Annotated in this window: 19 protein-coding genes; 9 read left to right on the top strand and 10 right to left on the bottom strand. The window is 65.4% G+C overall.

Annotation, left to right across the window (positions count from 1 at the left end; all coding sequences use genetic code 11):
* Window positions 1-9: 9 nt before the first annotated feature.
* The 3 genes from ugpE to ugpB form a co-directional block, all read right to left on the bottom strand.
* Window positions 10-855 (bottom strand): sn-glycerol-3-phosphate ABC transporter permease UgpE, encoded by an 846-nt coding sequence (gene ugpE, locus H3H55_RS32865; RefSeq protein ID WP_193103086.1) that lies wholly within the window; start codon window positions 853-855, stop codon window positions 10-12.
* 67 nt (window positions 856-922) lie between these two features.
* On the bottom strand, window positions 923-1807 hold the full coding sequence (gene ugpA, locus H3H55_RS32870; protein ID WP_193102403.1) for a sn-glycerol-3-phosphate ABC transporter permease UgpA: 885 nt from the start codon (window positions 1805-1807) through the stop codon (window positions 923-925).
* Window positions 1808-1894: 87 nt separating this feature from the next.
* On the bottom strand, window positions 1895-3214 hold the full coding sequence (ugpB, locus tag H3H55_RS32875; protein WP_193102405.1) for a sn-glycerol-3-phosphate ABC transporter substrate-binding protein UgpB: 1320 nt from the start codon (window positions 3212-3214) through the stop codon (window positions 1895-1897).
* Window positions 3215-4004: 790 nt separating this feature from the next.
* On the opposite strand from ugpB, the gene H3H55_RS32880 reads away from it, so the two are divergent.
* The 5 genes from H3H55_RS32880 (at window position 4005) to H3H55_RS32900 (ending at window position 8970) form a co-directional block, all read left to right on the top strand.
* Window positions 4005-4577, top strand: coding sequence for a plasmid fertility inhibition factor family protein (locus H3H55_RS32880; RefSeq protein WP_193102407.1), 573 nt, complete (start codon window positions 4005-4007; stop codon window positions 4575-4577).
* Window positions 4578-4842: 265 nt separating this feature from the next.
* Window positions 4843-6192 (top strand): reverse transcriptase family protein, encoded by a 1350-nt coding sequence (locus tag H3H55_RS32885; protein WP_226800662.1) that lies wholly within the window; start codon window positions 4843-4845, stop codon window positions 6190-6192.
* A 313-nt stretch (window positions 6193-6505) separates the two neighbouring features.
* Window positions 6506-6835 (top strand): H-NS family nucleoid-associated regulatory protein, encoded by a 330-nt coding sequence (locus H3H55_RS32890; RefSeq protein ID WP_048248052.1) that lies wholly within the window; start codon window positions 6506-6508, stop codon window positions 6833-6835.
* Window positions 6836-7128: 293 nt separating this feature from the next.
* Entirely contained in the window at window positions 7129-8376 is a 1248-nt protein-coding gene (locus tag H3H55_RS32895) for an MFS transporter (RefSeq protein WP_193102410.1), read from the top strand.
* Between the two features lie 36 nt (window positions 8377-8412).
* Window positions 8413-8970, top strand: a complete 558-nt coding sequence (locus H3H55_RS32900) for a DNA-binding protein (protein WP_193102412.1) — start codon at window positions 8413-8415, stop codon at window positions 8968-8970.
* A gap of 89 nt (window positions 8971-9059) precedes the next feature.
* On the opposite strand, the gene H3H55_RS32905 is transcribed toward H3H55_RS32900, so the two are convergent.
* Window positions 9060-10169 (bottom strand): polyamine ABC transporter substrate-binding protein, encoded by a 1110-nt coding sequence (locus H3H55_RS32905; protein ID WP_193102414.1) that lies wholly within the window; start codon window positions 10167-10169, stop codon window positions 9060-9062.
* 80 nt (window positions 10170-10249) lie between these two features.
* Between H3H55_RS32905 and H3H55_RS32910 the strand changes: the two genes are divergently transcribed.
* On the top strand, window positions 10250-10480 hold the full coding sequence (locus H3H55_RS32910) for a hypothetical protein (RefSeq protein WP_193102416.1): 231 nt from the start codon (window positions 10250-10252) through the stop codon (window positions 10478-10480).
* Here H3H55_RS32910 and H3H55_RS37475 read toward each other — a convergent pair.
* Entirely contained in the window at window positions 10411-10632 is a 222-nt protein-coding gene (locus H3H55_RS37475; protein ID WP_080970893.1) for a hypothetical protein, read from the bottom strand. The genes H3H55_RS32910 and H3H55_RS37475 overlap by 70 nt on opposite strands.
* Window positions 10633-11001: 369 nt before the next feature.
* On the opposite strand from H3H55_RS37475, the gene H3H55_RS32915 reads away from it, so the two are divergent.
* On the top strand, window positions 11002-11472 hold the full coding sequence (locus H3H55_RS32915; RefSeq protein WP_193102418.1) for a GNAT family N-acetyltransferase: 471 nt from the start codon (window positions 11002-11004) through the stop codon (window positions 11470-11472).
* Between the two features lie 13 nt (window positions 11473-11485).
* On the opposite strand, the gene H3H55_RS32920 is transcribed toward H3H55_RS32915, so the two are convergent.
* Together H3H55_RS32920 and H3H55_RS32925 are read right to left on the bottom strand one after the other, a co-directional pair.
* Window positions 11486-12310, bottom strand: a complete 825-nt coding sequence (locus tag H3H55_RS32920; RefSeq protein ID WP_193102420.1) for a lysozyme inhibitor LprI family protein — start codon at window positions 12308-12310, stop codon at window positions 11486-11488.
* A gap of 84 nt (window positions 12311-12394) precedes the next feature.
* Complete coding sequence (locus H3H55_RS32925; protein WP_193102422.1) at window positions 12395-13372, bottom strand: helix-turn-helix domain-containing GNAT family N-acetyltransferase; 978 nt, start codon at window positions 13370-13372, stop codon at window positions 12395-12397.
* A gap of 283 nt (window positions 13373-13655) precedes the next feature.
* On the opposite strand from H3H55_RS32925, the gene H3H55_RS32930 reads away from it, so the two are divergent.
* Window positions 13656-14030, top strand: coding sequence for a sugar ABC transporter ATPase (locus H3H55_RS32930; protein ID WP_193102424.1), 375 nt, complete (start codon window positions 13656-13658; stop codon window positions 14028-14030).
* Between the two features lie 33 nt (window positions 14031-14063).
* Here H3H55_RS32930 and H3H55_RS32935 read toward each other — a convergent pair whose 3' ends face one another.
* Both H3H55_RS32935 and H3H55_RS32940 read right to left on the bottom strand, forming a co-directional pair.
* Window positions 14064-14831 (bottom strand): DUF169 domain-containing protein, encoded by a 768-nt coding sequence (locus H3H55_RS32935; protein ID WP_193102426.1) that lies wholly within the window; start codon window positions 14829-14831, stop codon window positions 14064-14066.
* 70 nt (window positions 14832-14901) lie between these two features.
* Window positions 14902-17337: a PEP-utilizing enzyme gene (locus tag H3H55_RS32940; RefSeq protein WP_193102428.1), complete on the bottom strand. Its 2436-nt coding sequence runs from the start codon at window positions 17335-17337 to the stop codon at window positions 14902-14904.
* 277 nt (window positions 17338-17614) lie between these two features.
* Between H3H55_RS32940 and H3H55_RS32945 the strand changes: the two genes are divergently transcribed.
* Window positions 17615-18004 (top strand): surface-adhesin E family protein, encoded by a 390-nt coding sequence (locus tag H3H55_RS32945; protein WP_193102430.1) that lies wholly within the window; start codon window positions 17615-17617, stop codon window positions 18002-18004.
* A gap of 30 nt (window positions 18005-18034) precedes the next feature.
* Here the strand turns inward: H3H55_RS32945 and H3H55_RS32950 are convergent, their stop codons facing one another.
* Window positions 18035-19129 (bottom strand): AraC family transcriptional regulator, encoded by a 1095-nt coding sequence (locus H3H55_RS32950; RefSeq protein ID WP_193102431.1) that lies wholly within the window; start codon window positions 19127-19129, stop codon window positions 18035-18037.
* Between the last annotated feature and the right edge of the window lie 247 nt (window positions 19130-19376).

Consider the following 19376-nt stretch of genomic DNA (forward strand, 5'->3'; position numbering starts at 1 on the left):
TCTCCCCATTTACTTTTCAGAATCGACCAGGCCGCGCACGAACCAGCGCTGCATGATCAGCACGATTGCCAGCGGCGGAAGCATCGCGAGCAGCGTTGCGGTCATGACGTAATGCCATTCGGTCAACGCGTCACCGGCCACGATCATCGTCTTGATGCCGACGATTGCCGTAGACAACGATGCATCCGTCGTGATCAGGATCGGCCAGAGATACTGATTCCAGCCGTAGATGAAGGTGATCACGAACAGCGACGCGATACTGGTTTTCGAAAGCGGCAGCACGATATCCCAGAAGAAACGCAGCGGCCCCGCGCCGTCGATGCGTGCTGCTTCCATCAGTTCGGCAGGCAACGTCATGAAAAACTGGCGGAACAGGAACGTAGCGGTTGCGGATGCAATCAAGGGCAACGTCAGACCCGCATACGTGTTCGTCATGTGGAGCGTCGACACGACTTGCACGGTCGGAAAAATCCGCACTTCGACCGGCAGCATCAGCGTCACGAAGATCAACCAGAACGCGAGGTTGCGAAAAGGAAAGCGGAAATAAACGATCGCATACGCCGACAGGATCGACACCGTGATCTTGCCGACCGTGATGGCCAACGCCGTCAGAAAACTGTTGACGAGCAACCTGCCGAACGGGGCCGACGTGCCGCCGCTGCCGTGCTGCCAGATATGCGCGATATTTTCGAAAAGGTGCGTACTTGGCGTGAGCGACAGCGGAATGGTGAAAACCTGTTCCGAGTTCATCGTCGCCGTACAGAACGCAACGTAAAGCGGAAACACGATCAACAAGATGCCCGCGATCAGGATCGCGTGACAGAACAGATCGAAACCTTTCCGATTGTCGATCATGGACGATTCGATTCTGGATGCTTTCGCACGACGGACTTTCGTGCGCTGTACGCGCATGACCATCACCCTATGCATATTGCACCTTCCGTTCCACAAATTTGAACTGAATCACCATCAGGCCGACGACGATCACCATCAACACAACCGATTGCGCCCCGGAGCTACCGATATCCAATCCCTGGAAACCTTCAGTGAAGATCTTGTAGATCAGCGTCTTCGTGCTCTGCGCGGGACCGCCACCTGTCGCCGCATCAATCACCGGGAACGTGTCGAAGAATGCGTAGACCAGGTTCACCGTCAGCAGGAAAAAACTCGTCGGCGACAGCAACGGAAGCACGATGTTGAAGAAACGGCGCACCGGGCCCGCGCCATCAATAGCGGCAGCTTCGATGAGCGAGCGGGGAATTGCCTGCAACCCGGCGTAAAAGAACAGGAAGTTGTAGCTCACCTGTTTCCACACCGACGCAAGCACGACGAGAAACATCGCCTGGCCCGGATTGAGTGCGTGATTCCAGACGACTCCGTATTTCGACAGGACGTAGGTGACAATGCCGATACTCGGGTTGAACAGGAACGCCCACAGCACGGCCGCGATGGTCGGTGCGACGGCGTACGGCCAGATCAGCAGCGTGCGGTAGATTTTGGCGCCGCGAACAACGCGATCCGCGCACACGGCGAGCAGCAGCGACACGACCAGACCGCTGACCGTCACCATTGCGCTGAAAAGAATGGTCGTCTTGAACGAGTCGAGATAGAGCGGATCAGCGAATAGTTGTGCGAAATTCGCGAGGCCGACGAATTCACTCGACGTGCCGAACGCATCCTGCCGTTGCATCGCTTGCCACAATGCAACGCCGGCAGGCCACAGGAAAAACACGCCGGTAATCGCAAGCTGAGGCGCGATCAAGAGATAGGGCAACAGGCTTCTGCCGTAGTAAGAACGGGAATACAAGGCTTGTCTCCATCGAGAGATTTTCGTTGTATCCGCGCTGCTTCCGCGACATCACGGAAGCGGCGTGCGGTTTTGATCCACGACAGGTCAGCCGGCGGATTTTTCGAAGCGGCGCAGCAATTCGTTGCCGCGTGCAACGGCGCTATCGAGCGCGTCTTTCGGCGTCTTGCCACCCGTCCAGACCTGCTCGAGCTCTTCATCGATCACGGTGCGGATTTGTGGCATGTTGCCGAGTCGCATCCCCTTCGTGAAAGGCAGGGGCGGCTTGTTCATCATTTGCTTGATGCCCGTTTCCGTGCCCGGGTTCTTCGCGTAGTAGCCCTGATTACGTGTCAGATCGTATGCGGCCGTCGTGACCGGCAGATACCCCGTGTCCTGATGCCATTTCGCGGCAACGGCAGGCGATGCCAGATACTTGAGAAACTCGGCCGTGCCCTTGTAGGTCGCTGCGTCCTTGCCGCCGAGTACCCAAAGTGCCGCGCCGCCGATGATCGCGTTTTGAGGCGCGCCCTTGTTGCTGGCGTCATAAGGCAGCATCCCGGTGCCGAGATCGAATTTCGCGTATTTCTTGATGTTCGCGAGCGCCGACGAGGATGCGGAAATAATGCCGCAATCGCCGCTATTGAATTTCGATTCGGCTTCGCTCTTGCGACCGGCGTAAGTGAACGTGCCATCCTTCGCCATTTGCTGCAGGAGCGCGATGTGCGCGACTTGCGGCGGCTTGTTGAATTCCAGGCTTGCATCCGTGCCGTCGAAGCCGTTGTTGCGGCTTGCGAACGGCAAGGCGTTCCAGGCGCTGTAATTTTCAAGCTGTATCCAGCCTTGCCAGCCGGTCGTAAAGCCGCAGTTCATGCCGGATTTGCGTAGCCGTTCCGCGTCGGTCTTGACTTCGGCCCACGTCTTTGGCGGCTTGTTCGGATCGAGTCCTGCCTTTTTGAAGGCGTCTTTGTTGTAGTACAGGACAGGCGTCGAACTGTTGAACGGCATTGCGACGAGGTGCCCCGTTTTCGCATCGCTGTAGTAGCTCGAAATGGTCGGTACGAACGCCTTTTCATCGAGCGAAACACCGGCTTGCCTGAACACGTCGGAGACGGGAACAACCGCCTTTTTCGCCTGCATCATCGTCGCCGTGCCGACTTCATAGACCTGCAGGATTGCCGGCGCGTTGCCGCTGCGGTACGCGGCAATACCGGCCGCGAGCGTCTGGTCGTAGGTTCCCTTGAAGACCGGGACAATTTTGTATTCGCTCTGCGACTTGTTGAAATCGGCAGCGATTTCATTGACGCGCTCGCCGAGTGCGGCTTCCATCGCGTGCCAGAATTGAATTTCGGTCGCGGCGTGTGCGAACGTGGAAATGCCTGCGAGCGCGAGTGCAACCCCCGCGCGTTTGTACAAATTCGACTTCATGTGTCTCCTCCGTTGAGCCGTCTGCATCAGGATGGTGCGGCTCGATAATTTGAACGTCGGCCTGCTCAAGGAATGCGTTTGTGTCTCCTTCGAGTGATTTGTATTTTTCGTACGAAAACGTTTTACTTAGGAAAACTAAGCTGCGAGTTTCGTGTTTGCCCATGATTGCGTGCGGCTCGTGCAGTCGCACGGGAGGGCGCATGTGGGCGGAACTCGCCGCGCACGCAGCCCTGTTGTGAAGGGGCGAGCGCGTGTCTTGTTGTCCGTCGGGTCTTCGAACGAACAGAAGTGAACGCCAAATGTTCGATTACGAACGTTACCAACGTCGAAATGAAATGTAAACAATTTCATAAAATGTTCATATTTGTCGTTTACGAACATTCGGCGAGCAGCCGTCGTCATGGGCATCGACGTCCGACGCCCCTGAACCGGGAGTGCACCCGGCAAGCCTTGCCAGGCAAGGCTCTGGGCACCGGCGTGAGGCGTGCGTGTACGGACCGCGGATCCGAGCGCGAAGCATCTCGGTCCGTTGCGTCATGCGTTCAAGGATTGCTCGCACGTTGCTCGCGAGACTTCGGGGGCGCCGGCTGCCGGCACCCTGAGACCGTGTCGCGGATGCGGCATGGAAAGGCGATACACTGCGCGGGTTCCCGAACACGTCGGGAACGTCAGGGCGCCGGGCACACGTATCGCGACGGCGCGACCCGCACCGGCCAGCCGCACACGCGCCACACGGTGTCGGCCCGCGCCCTGACCGATTCGAACAAATCACGAGAGAAAGAGAGGGCCCATGCTGACACGTCTTCGTATCGGACTCGATCGCGCGCGCGACCTGCGCGACGCGGGACGACCATCTCCCATCCGGCCACGCCCGCGGGCCAGCGAACTGGTCGACCTGGACGCGAAGCGCGCGACGTGGCGCGTCGCCGTTCCGGGCCAGGCCGACTGCTATCTGGCGGCGACGCCGGGCGAGGCGGAGCGTTACGTCGTGCATCTCGACGCGGAGACGTTCTACGGCCTGTGGCTCGGCACGAGCCCGGCCTTCCCGAAACCGAATTCGCAGGACTGCGTGCCGCGCCGGATCATGCCGCTCGACGGCAAGTACGCGTCGGCCGCCGCCGCGTTCCGGGCCGGCCGCCTCGAGCCGGTCGAACTGCCGCCGGTCGGCTACTGGCTGGACGGACGCGGCTACGAAGTCGCGATGAGCAACGGCATGACGCGCACCTACTGGCTGCTCGCCAATCGCGCGCGGTCGTTTCCGGTGAGCGTCGCGGACGCGACCTGGGCGGCGATGCTGAACAACATGGCGGGCGTCGGTGTCGCGCCGATCGCGTTCAGCGAACTGTTTGCCCGGAGCAGGTAAGCACCGCAACGCGATCCGGCGCGCAGGGGCATCGCCGGATCGCCGTCACGTTTGACATGCCACCTTCCCGGCCATTAAAGTCGCGTCGCGGGGCGGTGGGTCAAGCACACGCCCGGAACAGGCAGTCGATGTTCCAGGACTACGGGGCTACCCCGTGGATGAGATCGACACCCCGATGCGTCGCAAGAGCCCGAGTTGCGCGTCGCGCAACGGCGGCTCTCGCAGTACCGGTCACGTTGACTCATCGTCCCGCCCCTCTCTGCCCATGCACTCATCCCTGCGCGATACCGTCCACGTGATTGCCGAAGCGATGCTGGCCGGTTCGTCCGAACGCGGCGGTGTCGTCGCGCGGATCGCGGCCGTGCTCGGCGATGCGCCGGCCTGGGCGCACGAAGCCGCGGATGACGCGCTCGCGCGCTTCGACGCGAACTGGGCCGATGCCGACGTCGACGCCGTTGCCGCGGTCGTAGCCGATACACCCGGGTTCGTGAGCGCATGGTACGGCGACCATCGGCCGACCGTGATCCGCGTCATGCGGCGGCCGCTGGTCCAGCGGCCGTTGCCGGCGCCGCTTGCCGGCTGCGACGTGCCGCAATGGGCGACGCCCGGCGATCTCGCGGGCTGGCTCGGCATGAGCGCGGCGGAACTCGACTGGTTGTCCGACCACTGGCGCGTCGATGCGCGCGACAGCGCCACGCCGCTGCATCACTACACGTACGTTGCGGTCGACAAGCGCAGCGGCGGGTGCCGCCTGGTCGAGATCCCGAAGGGGCGGCTGCGCGAAGCGCAGCGCCGCATCCTGCATGGGCTGCTCGATCGCATTGCGCCGCACGGCGCCGTACACGGTTTCCGCAAGGGGCACGGGATCGTGTCGTTCGCGGCGCCGCACGCGGATCGCGATGTCGTGGTCCGCTTCGATCTCGCGGATTTCTTCGTGTCGGTGCGCGCCGCACGCGTCCATGCGTTGTTCGTCACGCTCGGGTATCCGGCCGAAGTCGCGCGCACGCTCACCCGGTTGTGCACCAATCGCGTGCCGTCGGCGCGGCTGCTCGCGCGGGACCTGCGCGACCGGTTCGACTGGATCGGCCGGCAGCGCTATCGCGAACGGCACCTGCCGCAGGGTGCGCCGACGTCGCCGGCGCTCGCGAACCTGAGCGCTTTCCGGTTCGACATGCGGCTTGCCGCGCTCGCGCGTTCGCTCGATGCGACCTATACGCGTTATGCCGACGATCTCGCGTTTTCGGGTGGCGGCGCGCTCGCGCGCGAAGTCGAACGGCTGCAGGTCAGGGTTGCCGCGATCGCGCTGGAGGAAGGCTTCACGCTGCAATTGCGCAAGACGCGCGTGATGCGGCGCGGCACGCGGCAGCAACTGGCCGGCGTGGTGGTCAATCGTCATCCGAACCTGGCGCGCGATGAGTTCGATCTCCTGAAGGCCATCCTGACCAATTGCATCCGGCGCGGCCCGGCTTCGCAGAATCGCGACGCGCATCCGGATTTCCGCGCGCATCTCGCCGGACGCGTCGCGCATGCGGCCGCGCTGAACGCGGCGCGCGGCGCAAAGCTGCGCGCGCTGTTCGACCGGATCGCGTGGGATGCCCACGGCGTCGACCGGTAAACCGCCGGCCCGCATCGACTCCGGATCGCGACTCCCGCAATACGCCTGCTATCATTCGCGCCATGCCGCGCCCGTGCCAGGTGCGGCGCAACACTTGCCGCAGCGGTTCGCCGTGCATCCGCATGCGGCGTGCCGCGCGTTGCCGGCCCAGCCCTGTCCGTCATTGACGCACGACGTCGTTTTTTGCGCGTTGCGCAAACCATGCCGGATCTGGCAAACGATTCACACATATGACAGCACCGATCCGCGGAACTTCGTGGTAGGTTCGCCCATCGGAGCTTTTTGCAAAAACATGCCCAGAGAGGATGAATACATGACCCAGGCCCTGCAGGAACTCGAAGCACAACTTCGGGACCTGAATATCAAGCTGTCGGATGCGAAGCAGAAGGAGAAGCAGGCCGCGCTCGCGGCATTCAAGGAACAGGTCGAGTTGTTGGGAATTTCGCAGCAGGAAGTGCTGAGCGCGCTCGGCTACATCGTCCAGCGAAAACGCAAGGCGCCTGCCAAGTACTACGATCCGACGACGGGCCGCTCGTGGTCGGGCCGCGGCCCGCGCCCGAAATGGCTCGAAGGCAAGGATCTCGACATGCTCGTCGTCGACCGCGAGGCCAAGGCCTGGTGGCCCGGGGACGATCAGGGCTGAAGCCGGCCGCGCCGCCAGGCCGCCCGGCGTTGTCCGGGCCGCGCAGGCGGGCCCGCCGGCAATACCTCGCCGGCACGCTGTCTTTCATCCGGTGTCCGGCCTGACCGCGACATCGCCGGCTTCACCGCCGACACCGGATCGCCGCTTTCCCGTTCATTGCCCGCAGATTCCCGCTTGCCGTCCCGCAAGCGGGCGCCGACGCGCGCCCGGGTGGTGGCCGCCGGCGCGTTCGCCGGCCCGTCGTGCGCGGGCACAGGCCTTAGAATGTCGCCGGACATTCGTGGCAGGACACCATGGCAGCAAACTTGAAATCTTCGTCGCTCGGCGGCCCGTCGGCCCCGCGCGTGGAGCAGGTCGGGCCGTACGCGTGGAAAGCGCTGGCCGGTTCGGCGATCGGCTATGCGATGGACGGCTTCGACCTGCTGATCCTCGGCTTCATGCTGCCGGCGATCACGGCGGCGCTGCACCTGACGCCCGGGCAGGGCGGCGCGCTGGTCACGTGGACGCTGATCGGCGCCGTCGTGGGCGGGATCGTGTTCGGCGCGCTGAGCGACCGCTACGGGCGCGTGCGCGTGCTGACCTGGACGATCCTGCTGTTCGCGATCTTCACTGGCCTGTGCGCGTTCGCGCGCGGTTTCTGGGATCTGCTGGTCTACCGCACCATCGCCGGCATCGGGCTGGGCGGCGAGTTCGGGATCGGCATGGCGCTCGCGGCGGAAGCGTGGCCGGCCAGCAAGCGCGCACGCGTGTCGTGCTACGTCGCGCTCGGCTGGCAGGCCGGCGTGCTGCTGGCCGCGCTGCTGACGCCGTTCCTGCTGCTCCACATCGGCTGGCGCGGCATGTTCCTGGTCGGCGTGCTGCCCGCGCTGCTCGCGTGGGCGATGCGCAACAAGCTGCACGAGCCGGAAGCGTTCGTGCAGCGCGCGACGCAGCCGAAGTCCAACGCGTTCCGCATGCTGGTCGCGGACGGCCGCACCGCGCGCACGAGCCTCGGCATCGTGATCCTGTGTTCGGTCCAGAACTTCGGCTACTACGGGATCATGATCTGGCTGCCGACCTTCCTGTCGAAGCAGATGGGCTTCTCGCTGACGAAGTCGGGGCTGTGGACGGCGGCGACGGTCGTCGGGATGATGATCGGCGTGTGGGTGTTCGGGCAACTGGCCGACCGCATCGGGCGCAAGCCGACGTTCCTGCTGTACCAGCTCGGCTCGGTCGTGACGGTCATCGCGTATGCGCGGCTGTCGGACCCGACGGCGATGCTGTGGGCCGGCGCGCTGATGGGCATGTTCGTCAACGGGATGGTCGGCGGCTACGGGACGCTGATGTCCGAAGGTTATCCGACGGCCGCGCGCGCGACCGCGCAGAACGTGCTGTGGAACATCGGCCGTGCGGTCGGCGGCTTCGGTCCGGTCGCGGTCGGCGCGCTCGCCGCGCACTATTCGTTCCAGACGGCCATCGCGCTGCTCGCCGGCCTCTACGTGCTCGACATGGTCGCGACGCTGTTCCTGATTCCCGAGCTCAAGGGCATCGAGCTCGAATGAGTGCGGCGCGCCGCAACGACTTCACCGGAATACACGATGCAACAGAAGAACAAGACGATCGGCGTGATGGGCTCGGGCAAGGAACCGTGGCTCGCGTTTTCGGAACCGCTGGGTGCGTGGCTCGCGCAGGCCGGGTTCAACCTGCTGACGGGCGGCGGGCAGGGTGTGATGCTGGCGGTCGCGCGCGCGTTCGTCGGTGTGCCCGGGCGGGCGGGCCGATCGATCGGCATCCTGCCGACGCAGGCCGATCCGCTCGCGGGCTTCGTGCCGCTCGACGGCTACCCGCATCCGTTCGTCGACATCCCGGTCCTCACGCCGCTGCCGCGCCGCGAACCGGGCGCCGATCCGCAGACGATCAACCGCAACTACGTGAACGTGCTGAGCAGCGACCTGATCGTCGCGCTGCCGGGCGGGCCCGGCACGGCCGAGGAGATTTCGCTCGCGCAGCGCTGGCGCAAGCCGCTCGTCTGCTTCGGCCCGGACGGCGCGTTTCGGGAGCTTGCCGCCGGTGCGGTGTGCACGTCGTCGCTCGATGACGTGATCCGGTTCGTGGAAGACGCGTTTGCGGTGGAGCCGGCGCAGGCGTTGCGATAGTTCGCGCGATCGACGTCGGCCGTGTTCGTTGCGACGCGTGCCTGCGGCGCTGTCCGCCGCAGGCACGGTCCGGTATCGCGGCGGCTTGCTCAGCGCCCGGTCTTCAACTGCGCCCACAGCCGGTTCTGCAGCCGGCGAATCTCGGGCGGCATCGGCTTGAGCAGCGTCATCTTGCTCAACACTTCGTCGGCCGGGTACACCGACGGGTCGCGCGCGATCGCGGGCTTCACGTACTGGCGCGCGGCCTTGTTCGCGGTCGGATAGAACACCGCGTTGGTGATGCCCGCGTTGACCTTCGGGTCCTGCAGGTAGTTGATCCACTTCAGCGCGGCATCCCAGTTCGGCGCGTCCTTCGGGATCACCATCATGTCGAACCACAGCAGGCCGCCTTCCTTCGGATTCGCGAAGCGGATCTCGTACGGACGCTTCGCTTCGGCCGCGCGGCGGTGCGCGATGCCGACGTCGCCCGAGTAGCCGAGCGAGACACACAGGTCGTTGTTCGCGAGATCGTTGATGTAGCCCGACGAGTTGAACTGCGTGATGTACGGGCGCACCTTCTTGAGCACCTCGTACGCGGCGCGGTAGTCCGCCGGGTTCGTGCTGTTCGGATCCTTGCCCATGTACTGCAGCGTTGCGGCGAACACGTCGACGGCCTGGTCGAGGAACGATACGCCGCAGCTCTTCAGCTTCGCCATGTTGGCCGGATCGAACACCAGCGCCCAGCTGTCGGTGGGCGCCTTGTCGCCGAGCGCCTTCTTCACCGCCTGCACGTTGTAGCCGATGCCGTCGGTGCCGTACGCCCACGGCACGCCGTACTGGTTGCCGGGATCGGCGTCGGCGACCATCTTCATCAGCAGCGGATCGAGGTTCGACAGGTTCGGCAGCTTCGACTTGTCGAGCGGCTGGTAGACGCTCGCCTGGATCTGCTTGGCCATGTAGTTCGACGTCGGCACGACGATGTCGTAGCCGGAATTTCCCGACAGCAGTTTCGCCTGCAGCGTGTCGTCGCTGTCGTAGTTGTCGTAGCGGACGTGCAGGCCCGTCTGCTTCTGGAAGGTCGGGATCGTGTCCGGTGCGATGTAGTCGGACCAGTTGTAGATGTTCAGTTCGCCGGCCGCATGGGCGTTTGTGCTGGCGTAGGCGGCAACCGACATGACGGCGGCAGTTGCAATGGCGCGGCGAAGCGTTCGGATTTGCATGACAAGGTTTTCCATGGCGGTGCGCGTGTCGATCCGCGATTCGCGGGTCGTTGCGCGACGGTTCTTCGGATGGAGCGGGCGTGCACGACCGCCGCTCGCGCGAGCGCTGGCTGGGCACAACGATCAGGAGTCCATTCGACCTTGCGCCGGCTCGCGAGAAAAAGAAGCGCGAGTTGATCCCTTCACCGGTCAGGCGATACGGCGGTCAGGTCGAACGGAACACGGGAAAGGAGGCGGGGCGCTACGGCAGCAGCGACGCCACGTCGTCGGTATGGATCGCGACGGAGGCGCGCGCGGCGACGGCGTTGTGACGGCGCACGGAACGGCGGGACAGGATGGTGTAGATCGACAGAGGCAGGCGAGGACTTTGCCGGCCGTCACTGTCGTCGGCGGACGCGATCGCGGCGCGCAGGTTGCGCGCATCGCCTCGTCTCCACCGCACCAGCGGGCCACGGATTCTCACGATTGCTCTCGACCGGGTTGTTGAAAGTATTGAACACCTGACGATATGCCAACGACTGCCGCTTCGGTCTTCAGTCATTGCGATTGCCACGCGGTGGCATCGGCTTCGTGACGCAGACTGAAAGCTTGGCATGCCGCGGAATCGCCGAAACATGACGCTCCTGTGAATCATCAGGTAAATCGCTGTAAGGATGTCTCCGGATTTTCCCTAGTGATTCGAATACCGATGAGTGCGTTCGGTGCGAGAAACCACGCTCCGCGAAATGGCGTGTAGGCGAGGGTTTTCCCGGGTCTTGATGCGTCGGAGGCGATGAGAATATTCGACGGTCTGACGCTTGCGCCGCCGTGCGGCGATTAACCGGGAGCGAACGTGTCCGCCTTTGAAATCCGATCCGCGAACGAAGCCGACATTCAGCGGATCTTCGATGTCCATCTGGATTCCGTCACGCGATTGTGTGCCGGGGATTACTCGCGCGAGCAGATCGCCAGCTGGCTGGACGGACGCACGCCGGCGATGTATCTCGATGCGATCCGGCGTCACGCGCTGTGGGTTGCCGAAGACGGCGACCTGCTCGGATTCGCGGAAACGGCCGGCGAAGAGCTGACCAAGCTGTTCATTCGCGGCGATCGCGCGCGGCGTGGCACGGGGAAGGCGCTACTGGAGACCGCCGTGTCCGGTATCGTGCGAGCCGGGTATGCCCGCGTGTATCTCGAGGCGACGACCAACGCAGTGCCGTTCTACGGTCGGCATGGTTTCGACGTGATCGGACGAGGGCACTTTTCCCACGGGAACAGCCCGATTCAACTGGAAATCGTGAAGATGGAGAGAAGGTTGTCGTGAGCATGCCACCGCATCAATCGGCGCCGATCTTGTCTTCGGCGTACACGAGCTGCTGCAGGCGCGCGGCGGCTTCGTCGCGCATTTCGATCGCGACCTGCGGCTTCACGCCGGCGGAATTTGCAGCCGGGTAGAGCGCACTGATCAGCGGCGGCTGGGCGGCGACAAACGCCTGCCATTTCTGCGACGACATCCGCATGGCATCGCGCGACGCGCGCGGCAGGCGACGCTCGATCGCCTTCGTCGCGTCGTCGATGTCTTGCAGATACAGCGGCGTGGCCTGCGCCGCGCAGCAGCCCATTGCGTCGAGATCGACGAGCGCCGCGCAGTGCGCGCGTTCGAAGCGTGCGCCGCGTTGCGGGACGGTTGCGACACGTTCGGGCTTTGTTTCGGTTGCCGGCGGCAGACGCCCGGTCATGCTGAAGCGGTGTGCGGCGCGATCCGATTCGAAACGCTGCAGCGTCTGCGCGCGTTGCTGCGTCAGCCTCATCACATCGTTTGCATTCATCGGCGCATAGACGGTGCCGTGCGTCGTCGCGTAGACGGCATCGATCAGCTTCAGGTCGGCATCGCGGCGTGCGAGCCAGGCGCGCTGCGCGTGCAGCAGTGCCGGCCGGTCCGCGGCCGGCAGCGATGCCTGCAGCGCGCGATAGCTGGCATTGAGCCGCGCGTCCCATGCGTGGCCCGCGTCGCCGATGCATTCGTCCTGGCCGCCCGTCGATGCGTGCTCGGGGTCGTTCAGGCACTGCGTCATCTGCTGATCGATCGGGTCGATGTCGGCTGCGGCGGCTGGTGCGGTGATCGCCGCGCAGAGCGCGAGGGCCGCGAGACGTTCGAACATGCGTTGCGTCCTCGTGTCGGCGAGTCGGAAATGGTTCGTCGAGAGACTATAGCGGCATTCGGAACGGACGCTGCCCGTTGACCATCAGCGGCCCGGCCCCGGCCGGCTGAAGCGCTGTTCGACCACCTCGGTTCCCCAATGCGTGCCCGCGGATTCGCTGGTCAGCGTAAAGCCGAACGACTCGTACAGATGGCGCGCTGAATCCAGGCCCTTGAACGTCCACAGGTAGGTCTCGCGAAACCGCTGTGCGTCGACGAAGCGCATCGCTTGCGTCATGAGCTGGCGCCCGACGCCCGATCCGCGCAACGCATCGTTGACGATGAACCATCGCAGGTGCGCGACGCCGGTTGCCGGGTCTCCGTCGATCGCGAGCGACGCGAGCGTGCGTCCGTCTTCCTGGCAGAGCCAAAGCGCCTTGCCGTCGGCCGGCAACGTGCCCGCGAACTCGGCAAGCTCGGTCGCCACCCGCTTTTCGAAAAAGGCGCCGAATCCCCAGTGCTCCGAATAAAAGCGTGCGTGCAGGCTCGCGATGTCGCCGATGCAGCCCGGTTGATAGCCTTCGCGAATCGGCGGCGCCTCGGGTGTCGCGGCGGGCGTCCTGGCCGCGTTGTCCTGCGCGAGCGCATCGGCATACAGCGCGAGGGAACGCAGCAGCGCCTGCTGGTCGGCGGGAATCATGCGACGCAACGCATTCGACACCTGATCCGTCGCGAACTTGTCGATTCTTTTCTGGAGCTTTTTCCCGTCCGCAGTCAGGGTCAACTCGGTCGCACGTGCGTCGTCGCTCGACACGCGCCGCTCCACGACACCGGCTGCCTCGAGCCGGGCGAGTTGCCTGCTCGTGTTCGATTTGTCCAGCCGCAGGACATGGCCCAGATCCCTGGCGTTGATGCCGGGCGTCATCCCGATCTCGAGGATCGCGTGGACGGCCGACGGCGCCCAGTCGCTGTCGGCCAGCGTGGCGCGCATGAAGCCAAGCTCGCGGACCAGTTTGCGGGAGAAGTCGCGAAGCTCGAGGATGGTCGCCTCGCGAGGCTTGGCGGGAGCGTCGATGAGATCCATGGTTTGCCCGGAATGGTTGCGTATCGCAATCAATAATAGTTGCGGGTCGCAACTTGATCAAGGCGGATTTTCACGTGAACCGGTTGTTTCCGGCGGAAGCGTTGAAGCGGATTCAGGGGTCGGGACCAGCTGGCAGGGATCGGTGGTGAATGGTAGTGAAGCGGATGGCCGAGCGCCGTGTAGTGGTCGCATACTGGGTGCATCTGGCCGACCTGCAGGCAAGGGCCATCAGCCGACGTGATGCCGCGGTCTCGATCCGCGGCCACGGACCACGGAGATCACCATGAACAAGCTGTTGCCGATGACGATTGCGTTGCTGGCCGGATGCGGCATCAGCGCGGGAACGCTCCGCGCGGCCGGCAGCATGGATGCGCCGCCCTGCAGCGCGGCGAACGCGGCGGACCCGGGCGGCAACGCCGCGATGCCGGGCACGTCGGTCCGCAGCTTTTCGACCGCCGGGTGTTCGGGCGCGGTGTTGCAGGGCGAGCGGGCCACCGCGATGGTCAACGGCGACAAGGTCGAACTGCGGGACGGTATCGTCTATGTGAACGGCCGGTCGTACGGTGCGGTCACGCCCGCGCAGACGGTCGAATACGAGGCCGCGCACGACAGGCGCACGCTGAAGGTGGATGGCAAGATCCGCACGCCGCTGCGCTGAGATCCGACTTCGGCTCCGGTCATTCGCGACGCGTCATGTCGTTTTCGGGTAGCTGACTTCCATCCCCGCGCGAACGTCCTGCTGGATGCCGTACTGCGCGAACGGGTAGCGCAGCCCGTTCCGCGCCAGCGCGTCCATCCCGGTAATCGCTTGTTCCAGTGCATCGGGCGCCAAGGCCATCAGCATCTCGTCGTCGAGCACGCCGCCGTAGCGGCGCTCCGCGTAACACGGGATCGACAGGCTCGGCTGCCCGGTCGCCAGCGCGCGCCCCCACGAATCCGCGCAGGCCGATTCGCCGACCACGCTCCAGTCGAAACGCTTGTACCCCGACCATTGCAGCCCGTTGATGAAATACATCATCGCGCCGGGCGTTGCATAGAACAGCGCGATGTCGGGCTCGATGCGGCCGGCCGCGAGCGGCGACACGACGAGCGCTTCGTACTTGCCGTCCGGCACGCAGTGCATCGCGGCCTGATGGGCGCGCGAATCCTCCTGCGTCGCATACCAGACGCCTGCCATCTGCTGGCCGGAGGTCCACTCGGCATCCTTCGCGTGACCGAGCCCGATGACCGACCGGCATTGCGCGCCGACCAGATCGTCGGCGGTGATGCCGAGCGTGAAGCCGAGCCGCGCCGTTTGCCCGACGATCTGGTCCAGCGAATGGATCGCTTTCGGGCGGCGAATGCGCGGCACGGCTTCCATGTCCTCGCGCCGTTCGAACAGCTTCATCCCGAACGGGATGCTGCGCAGCTTGAGCAGCCGTTCGAGGTCCGCCGACAGTTTTGCGAGCGCTTCTTTCATGTGGGGTCTCCGGAATTCGCCGGACCAGTGTAGCGACCGCCGCCGTGCCGTTCAACACGACGGCGGGTGCTTACTCGACCAGCGTCAGCCGGCCGTCGCTGAGCCGCACTTCGCGCCCGATCCAGGCCGCATCGACGCGCGGCAGCACCGCTGACGGCTTGCGCAGTTCGCGCAGCAGCGTCGCGCCATGCGACAGCCGGCCGCCCATGCGGGCGATCACGGCGCGCGCGGCCTGGTATTGCGCGTGCCGGCCCGGGTCGAGCGTGTCTTCCAGCAGGATGTCGTGGCCGAGCACGCCCTGCGTGTGGCCCGGATAGATCATGAAGCCGGTTGCCTCGTCGGTGCCTTCGCCACCGTCCTGCCAGAAGCTGCCGTTGCGTTCGCGGCGCTCGGGATGGGGGGCGAACCACGCATCGCGGTCGGCGGCCGGCATCGCATGATGCAGGCGGAAGAACACGCGCATCAGGTTGTCGCGATACCACTCGCGCACCTGCAGATACCAGCCGCGCATGCCGGGCGCGCCGAGCGTGTGGAGCATGCGGACCGGCAGCGGCCAGTCGGGAAACGCCTGCAGCGGCAGGTCCGTGGCCGCGGGCCGCGCGGTGCCCGGATCGGTTTCCCACGGCAGCCGGTGCGGGCTGTCGTCGAGCTGGCCGTAGACGGTGGGCGGGCGTCCCCACAGGGCGCCGCCGCTGCTGGCCAGCGATGCCGTGATGCACAGGTTGCCCTGCACGACGAATACGTAGAAGCGTGTGAACCAGTCGGCCAGCTGCTGGCCGTCGGCGCGCTGTTCGACGAGCGTCGCGAGTTCCCGGTCGAAGCGCTGCAAGCCGCGCTCGAGCGTCGGCAGGTGCCCGCGCGCGACGCGCAGCATGCGCCAGAACACCGGCAGCGAACGCAGCAGGCGCAGCGGGCGCCAGCGTAGCGGCGGCGTCGCGCCGCCGATCTCGCCGCTGTAGTTGCCGGCCGATACGCCCCAGTCGGCCAGGCGCGCGAGGAACAGGTCGTTGTTGATGTACGACGCGCCGCCATAGAGCGCGGTGAACGGTTCGTTGTCGCGCAGCACGCGCGCATCCCAGCGCGCCATGATGGCCGGGATGCTGCCGGCCGCGCGCCGTTGCGCATACTCGACCAGCCGGCTCGGCTGCGGCGGCAGGATCTCGGCGATGTTGGCCGAGGTCAGGTGCCGGTGCCAGCCGTAGCTGCTGATCGGGCGGTACTGCAGCAGCCACAGTTGCGTGCCGTCCCACGCCCATTCGACATCGCCCGGCACGTAATGGAACGCGCGCAGCACGCGTTGCAGGAAGGCCCACAGCTGCTGTGCGGTGAGGCCGTGCGCGGTAGCGAACGTGCCGCTCTGCCAGGGCTCGCCGAGCCGCGACAGGATCGCGCGCTGCGGGCTCGCCTGCCCGTCGGCGAGCGTTTCGAGGTGGCCTTGCACCCATTCCACTTCGACCGCGAGATGGCGCACGAACGCGATGCCGGACAGCACCGGCGTGATGAAGCGCTGCACGACCGCTTCCTCGAGGCCGCCGTCGAGCAGTTCGGCCACGCGCGCGGCCGCCTGCGACGCCGGCTCGCGCAGGAACGTGGTGTGCAGGCCGGCATTGGCCGCATCGGCCTGGTCTTCGCCATGACTCGACGAGCGGATCGCCCACACGGCGTCGGGCTGGCTCGCGAGAAAGCCGGGCAGGCGCGGGTCGTCGGCGCGGGTCAGCGACAGCGCGGGCGGCACGGGCAGCCCGGCCATCGTGGCCAGCGCGAGGCGCCCGCCTTTCGTGTGCGCGACGAAGCCGGCATCGCCTGCTTCGAGCCACTGCGCGAACGCCGCCGGCGCGTCGATCCACGGATAGTGTCCCCAGCCCGCCTGCAGCGTGACGGTGAGGTCGGCGCGCGCGAGGATGGCCGACCACGCGGCGGCCTGGCGCACGCCGAGCACGTTGTCCTGGTCGCCCCACACGAGTTCGATGCGATCGGTGACCCATTCGAGCAGTGGCAGCGCGGTATCGGAGCGCACGAGATCCCAGTGCGGCAGGAACGCGCGGCAGCGTGCATAGCCTGCGCCCATGCGGCGATACTGCGCGGGTGTCCACGTCTGGTTCGAGAACTTGCGGGCGAACAGCGTCGGGTAGTGCGCGAGCAGCCAGTGGATGGTCTTGCGCAGCGGCTTCGGCGCCATCAGCTTCGGCAGGCGTCGCTCCCACAGAAACGCACCGACGGGCGCGAGCAGCACGCTGCGGCTGAAGTGGCCGGGGCGCCGCTGCGACGCGTGCAGCACCAGCAGCGCATTCACGCCGACCGCCATGATCGCGTGGCCCGGCTCGGTCGCCTCCAGCAGCGCTTGCGCGTAGGCGGCGAGGTCTTCGCAGGGCGGCGCGGGATGGTCGCCGAAACCCGGCAGTTCCAGCGGCACGGGCCGGTAGTGCCGGAAGTGGGGCAGCGCATCGTCCCACCAGTCGGCCGCGCTGCCGTTGCCGGCGAGGAGGTACAGGATCGGTTTGCTCATGGATGCTTCGTCGGTCGACGAGCGTCGCGGCGACGTTCGCCCGGGCAGGCGACGACGTCGATCGCCGCCGCGGTTACCGATGATTGCGCTGCGTCGTTGCGAGTCGTATCGACTGCATCGGCAGACGCGTCTCGGGTGGAATCGGCAAGCGGCCGCGGCCCCGTTCTGGTTGATTTGATGCGCGCATTCTACGCGAGTCGATTCGCCTGCATGACGCGTGAGCGAAGAACGTAGAATCACGCCATCGGAATTCCCCGGCAAGATTCAAGGAACGCAAATGAAAAGAAGCGCGCTCGCGGGTGCCGTGCTTGCATTCACGATCAACGGGGCGTGTGCCGCGAACTGGACCACGCTCATCGAAGGGTCGGCCACAGCCGTCTATGTCGACACGTCTTCCATCGTTCACGACAAGAACCTGACCCGGACCCGGGTCAGGGTGGTCTTCGGCGATCCCCAGCCCTACTCGGCGCCGTTTCCGACGAAGAGCATGGTGTCCCTGTGGTCGTTCAATTGCCTCGACAAGACCTGGGCCATGGGCGAGACGACGATGGTTGGAACAGCGCCCGGCGAGGTGAGCGTGTCTCCGGAATACCCGGACGATTACGACAATGTCGTGCCCGATTCCATGCAGAAACTCGTGATGGATTACGTGTGCAAGAAGTCGTGATGCCGGTTATGCAGCCGTAACCGGTTCGCCTCACGCGTCGACGTCCGCGTCGGCACGCGGCGTCTTGCCCGTCCAGCGCCGATACGCATGACGGAAGCTGCGTGGCTCGCTGTAGCCGAGACGTTCGGCAATCGCCGCAACCGTCAATGTGTGATCGTCGAGCATCCGCACCGCTTCGTCGTGACGCACTTCATCGAGCAGCGACTGAAACGTGATGCCGTCCTTGTCGAGCCGCCTGCGCAGCGTGCGCTCCGTCAGGTGCAGTGCGTCCGCGAGCGCCGTCATCGACTTGAAGCGCGCGAGGTCGCGCGCCATCAACTCCTTCGCGCGATCGGCGAAGCGCGTGCCCACCGACGCGGCCCACTGCCGTTCGAGCGCCTCGCACTGGCCGTGCAGTGCATTGAAGCTGACTTCGTTCGCGAGACGCGGCGCTTCCGTGCCGTTCACGGACGTGAACATGAGACGGTTGTCGCCTGCATTGAATGCGACCTTGCAGCCGAAGTGGCGCGCGTAATCGGCCGCGTTGCGCGACGTGCGGCGCGCGAGCTGCAGCTGTTCGGGCCAGACCGGCTTGCCGACCAGATCGGACACGATCAGGCGCAGGCTCGACAGGCACATGTCGACCTGAAACACCTCGAGATCGGGCTCGCCGTTGTAGCGGCCGATCGTCACGCTCATGCCGTCCGCGTGCGCGTCGATACGCACGTCGAAATACAGCCCCATGAACAACGGAAACTGGCTCATGCAGCGGAACGCCTGCATCACGGAGCCGCTGATCAGCATCGCGTAACCGGCGAGGCCGAGCGTCGACACATGCAGCCGCGCGCCGATCGACAACCCGATCGACGGCACGCCGCTGCAGCGCAGCAGGTTGCTGAAACAGCGCTGTTCCTGGCCGCGATTCACGTGCAGGTTCGGCGATGCGACTTCGTCCGCGCCGAGCCCCGTGCCTTCGAGCAGCGCGGCGCTGTCGATGTGCCGCACGCGGCACTCGTCCAGCGCGACCGCGATCGCGTGGACGGTGGCGGGAATGTCCTCCTGGCGTCCGGCCGGACGCGCGAGGCCGAGCGACGAACGCAGGCTGCGCTCGGCCCTGCTCTGGTTTCGATGAGACCTGCTATCCATGGGGCTGACGGGGCGACGGGTTCGCGTAGAACATAGCCGGAATGTCCGCGAAACGCCAGTGCGGCGCAGCATCCATGACGACCGGCCGGCGCGACGCGCGGCAACGCGTCCGGAAATATCCCCCGATTACGTCCGCTTTTCTCATTCGTCCTCGATTTTTTGGCGCACCACACTTTCTTCGAATCGTGACACGCCGGCAGTGCCGCGCGAACGAGCGTTGAAGTCATCGAAGCCACCCACGTGAGGA

Origin of the sequence: Burkholderia sp. Z1 (assembly GCF_014893795.1) — a bacterium.
Taxonomy (GTDB): Bacteria; Pseudomonadota; Gammaproteobacteria; order Burkholderiales; family Burkholderiaceae; genus Burkholderia; species Burkholderia theae.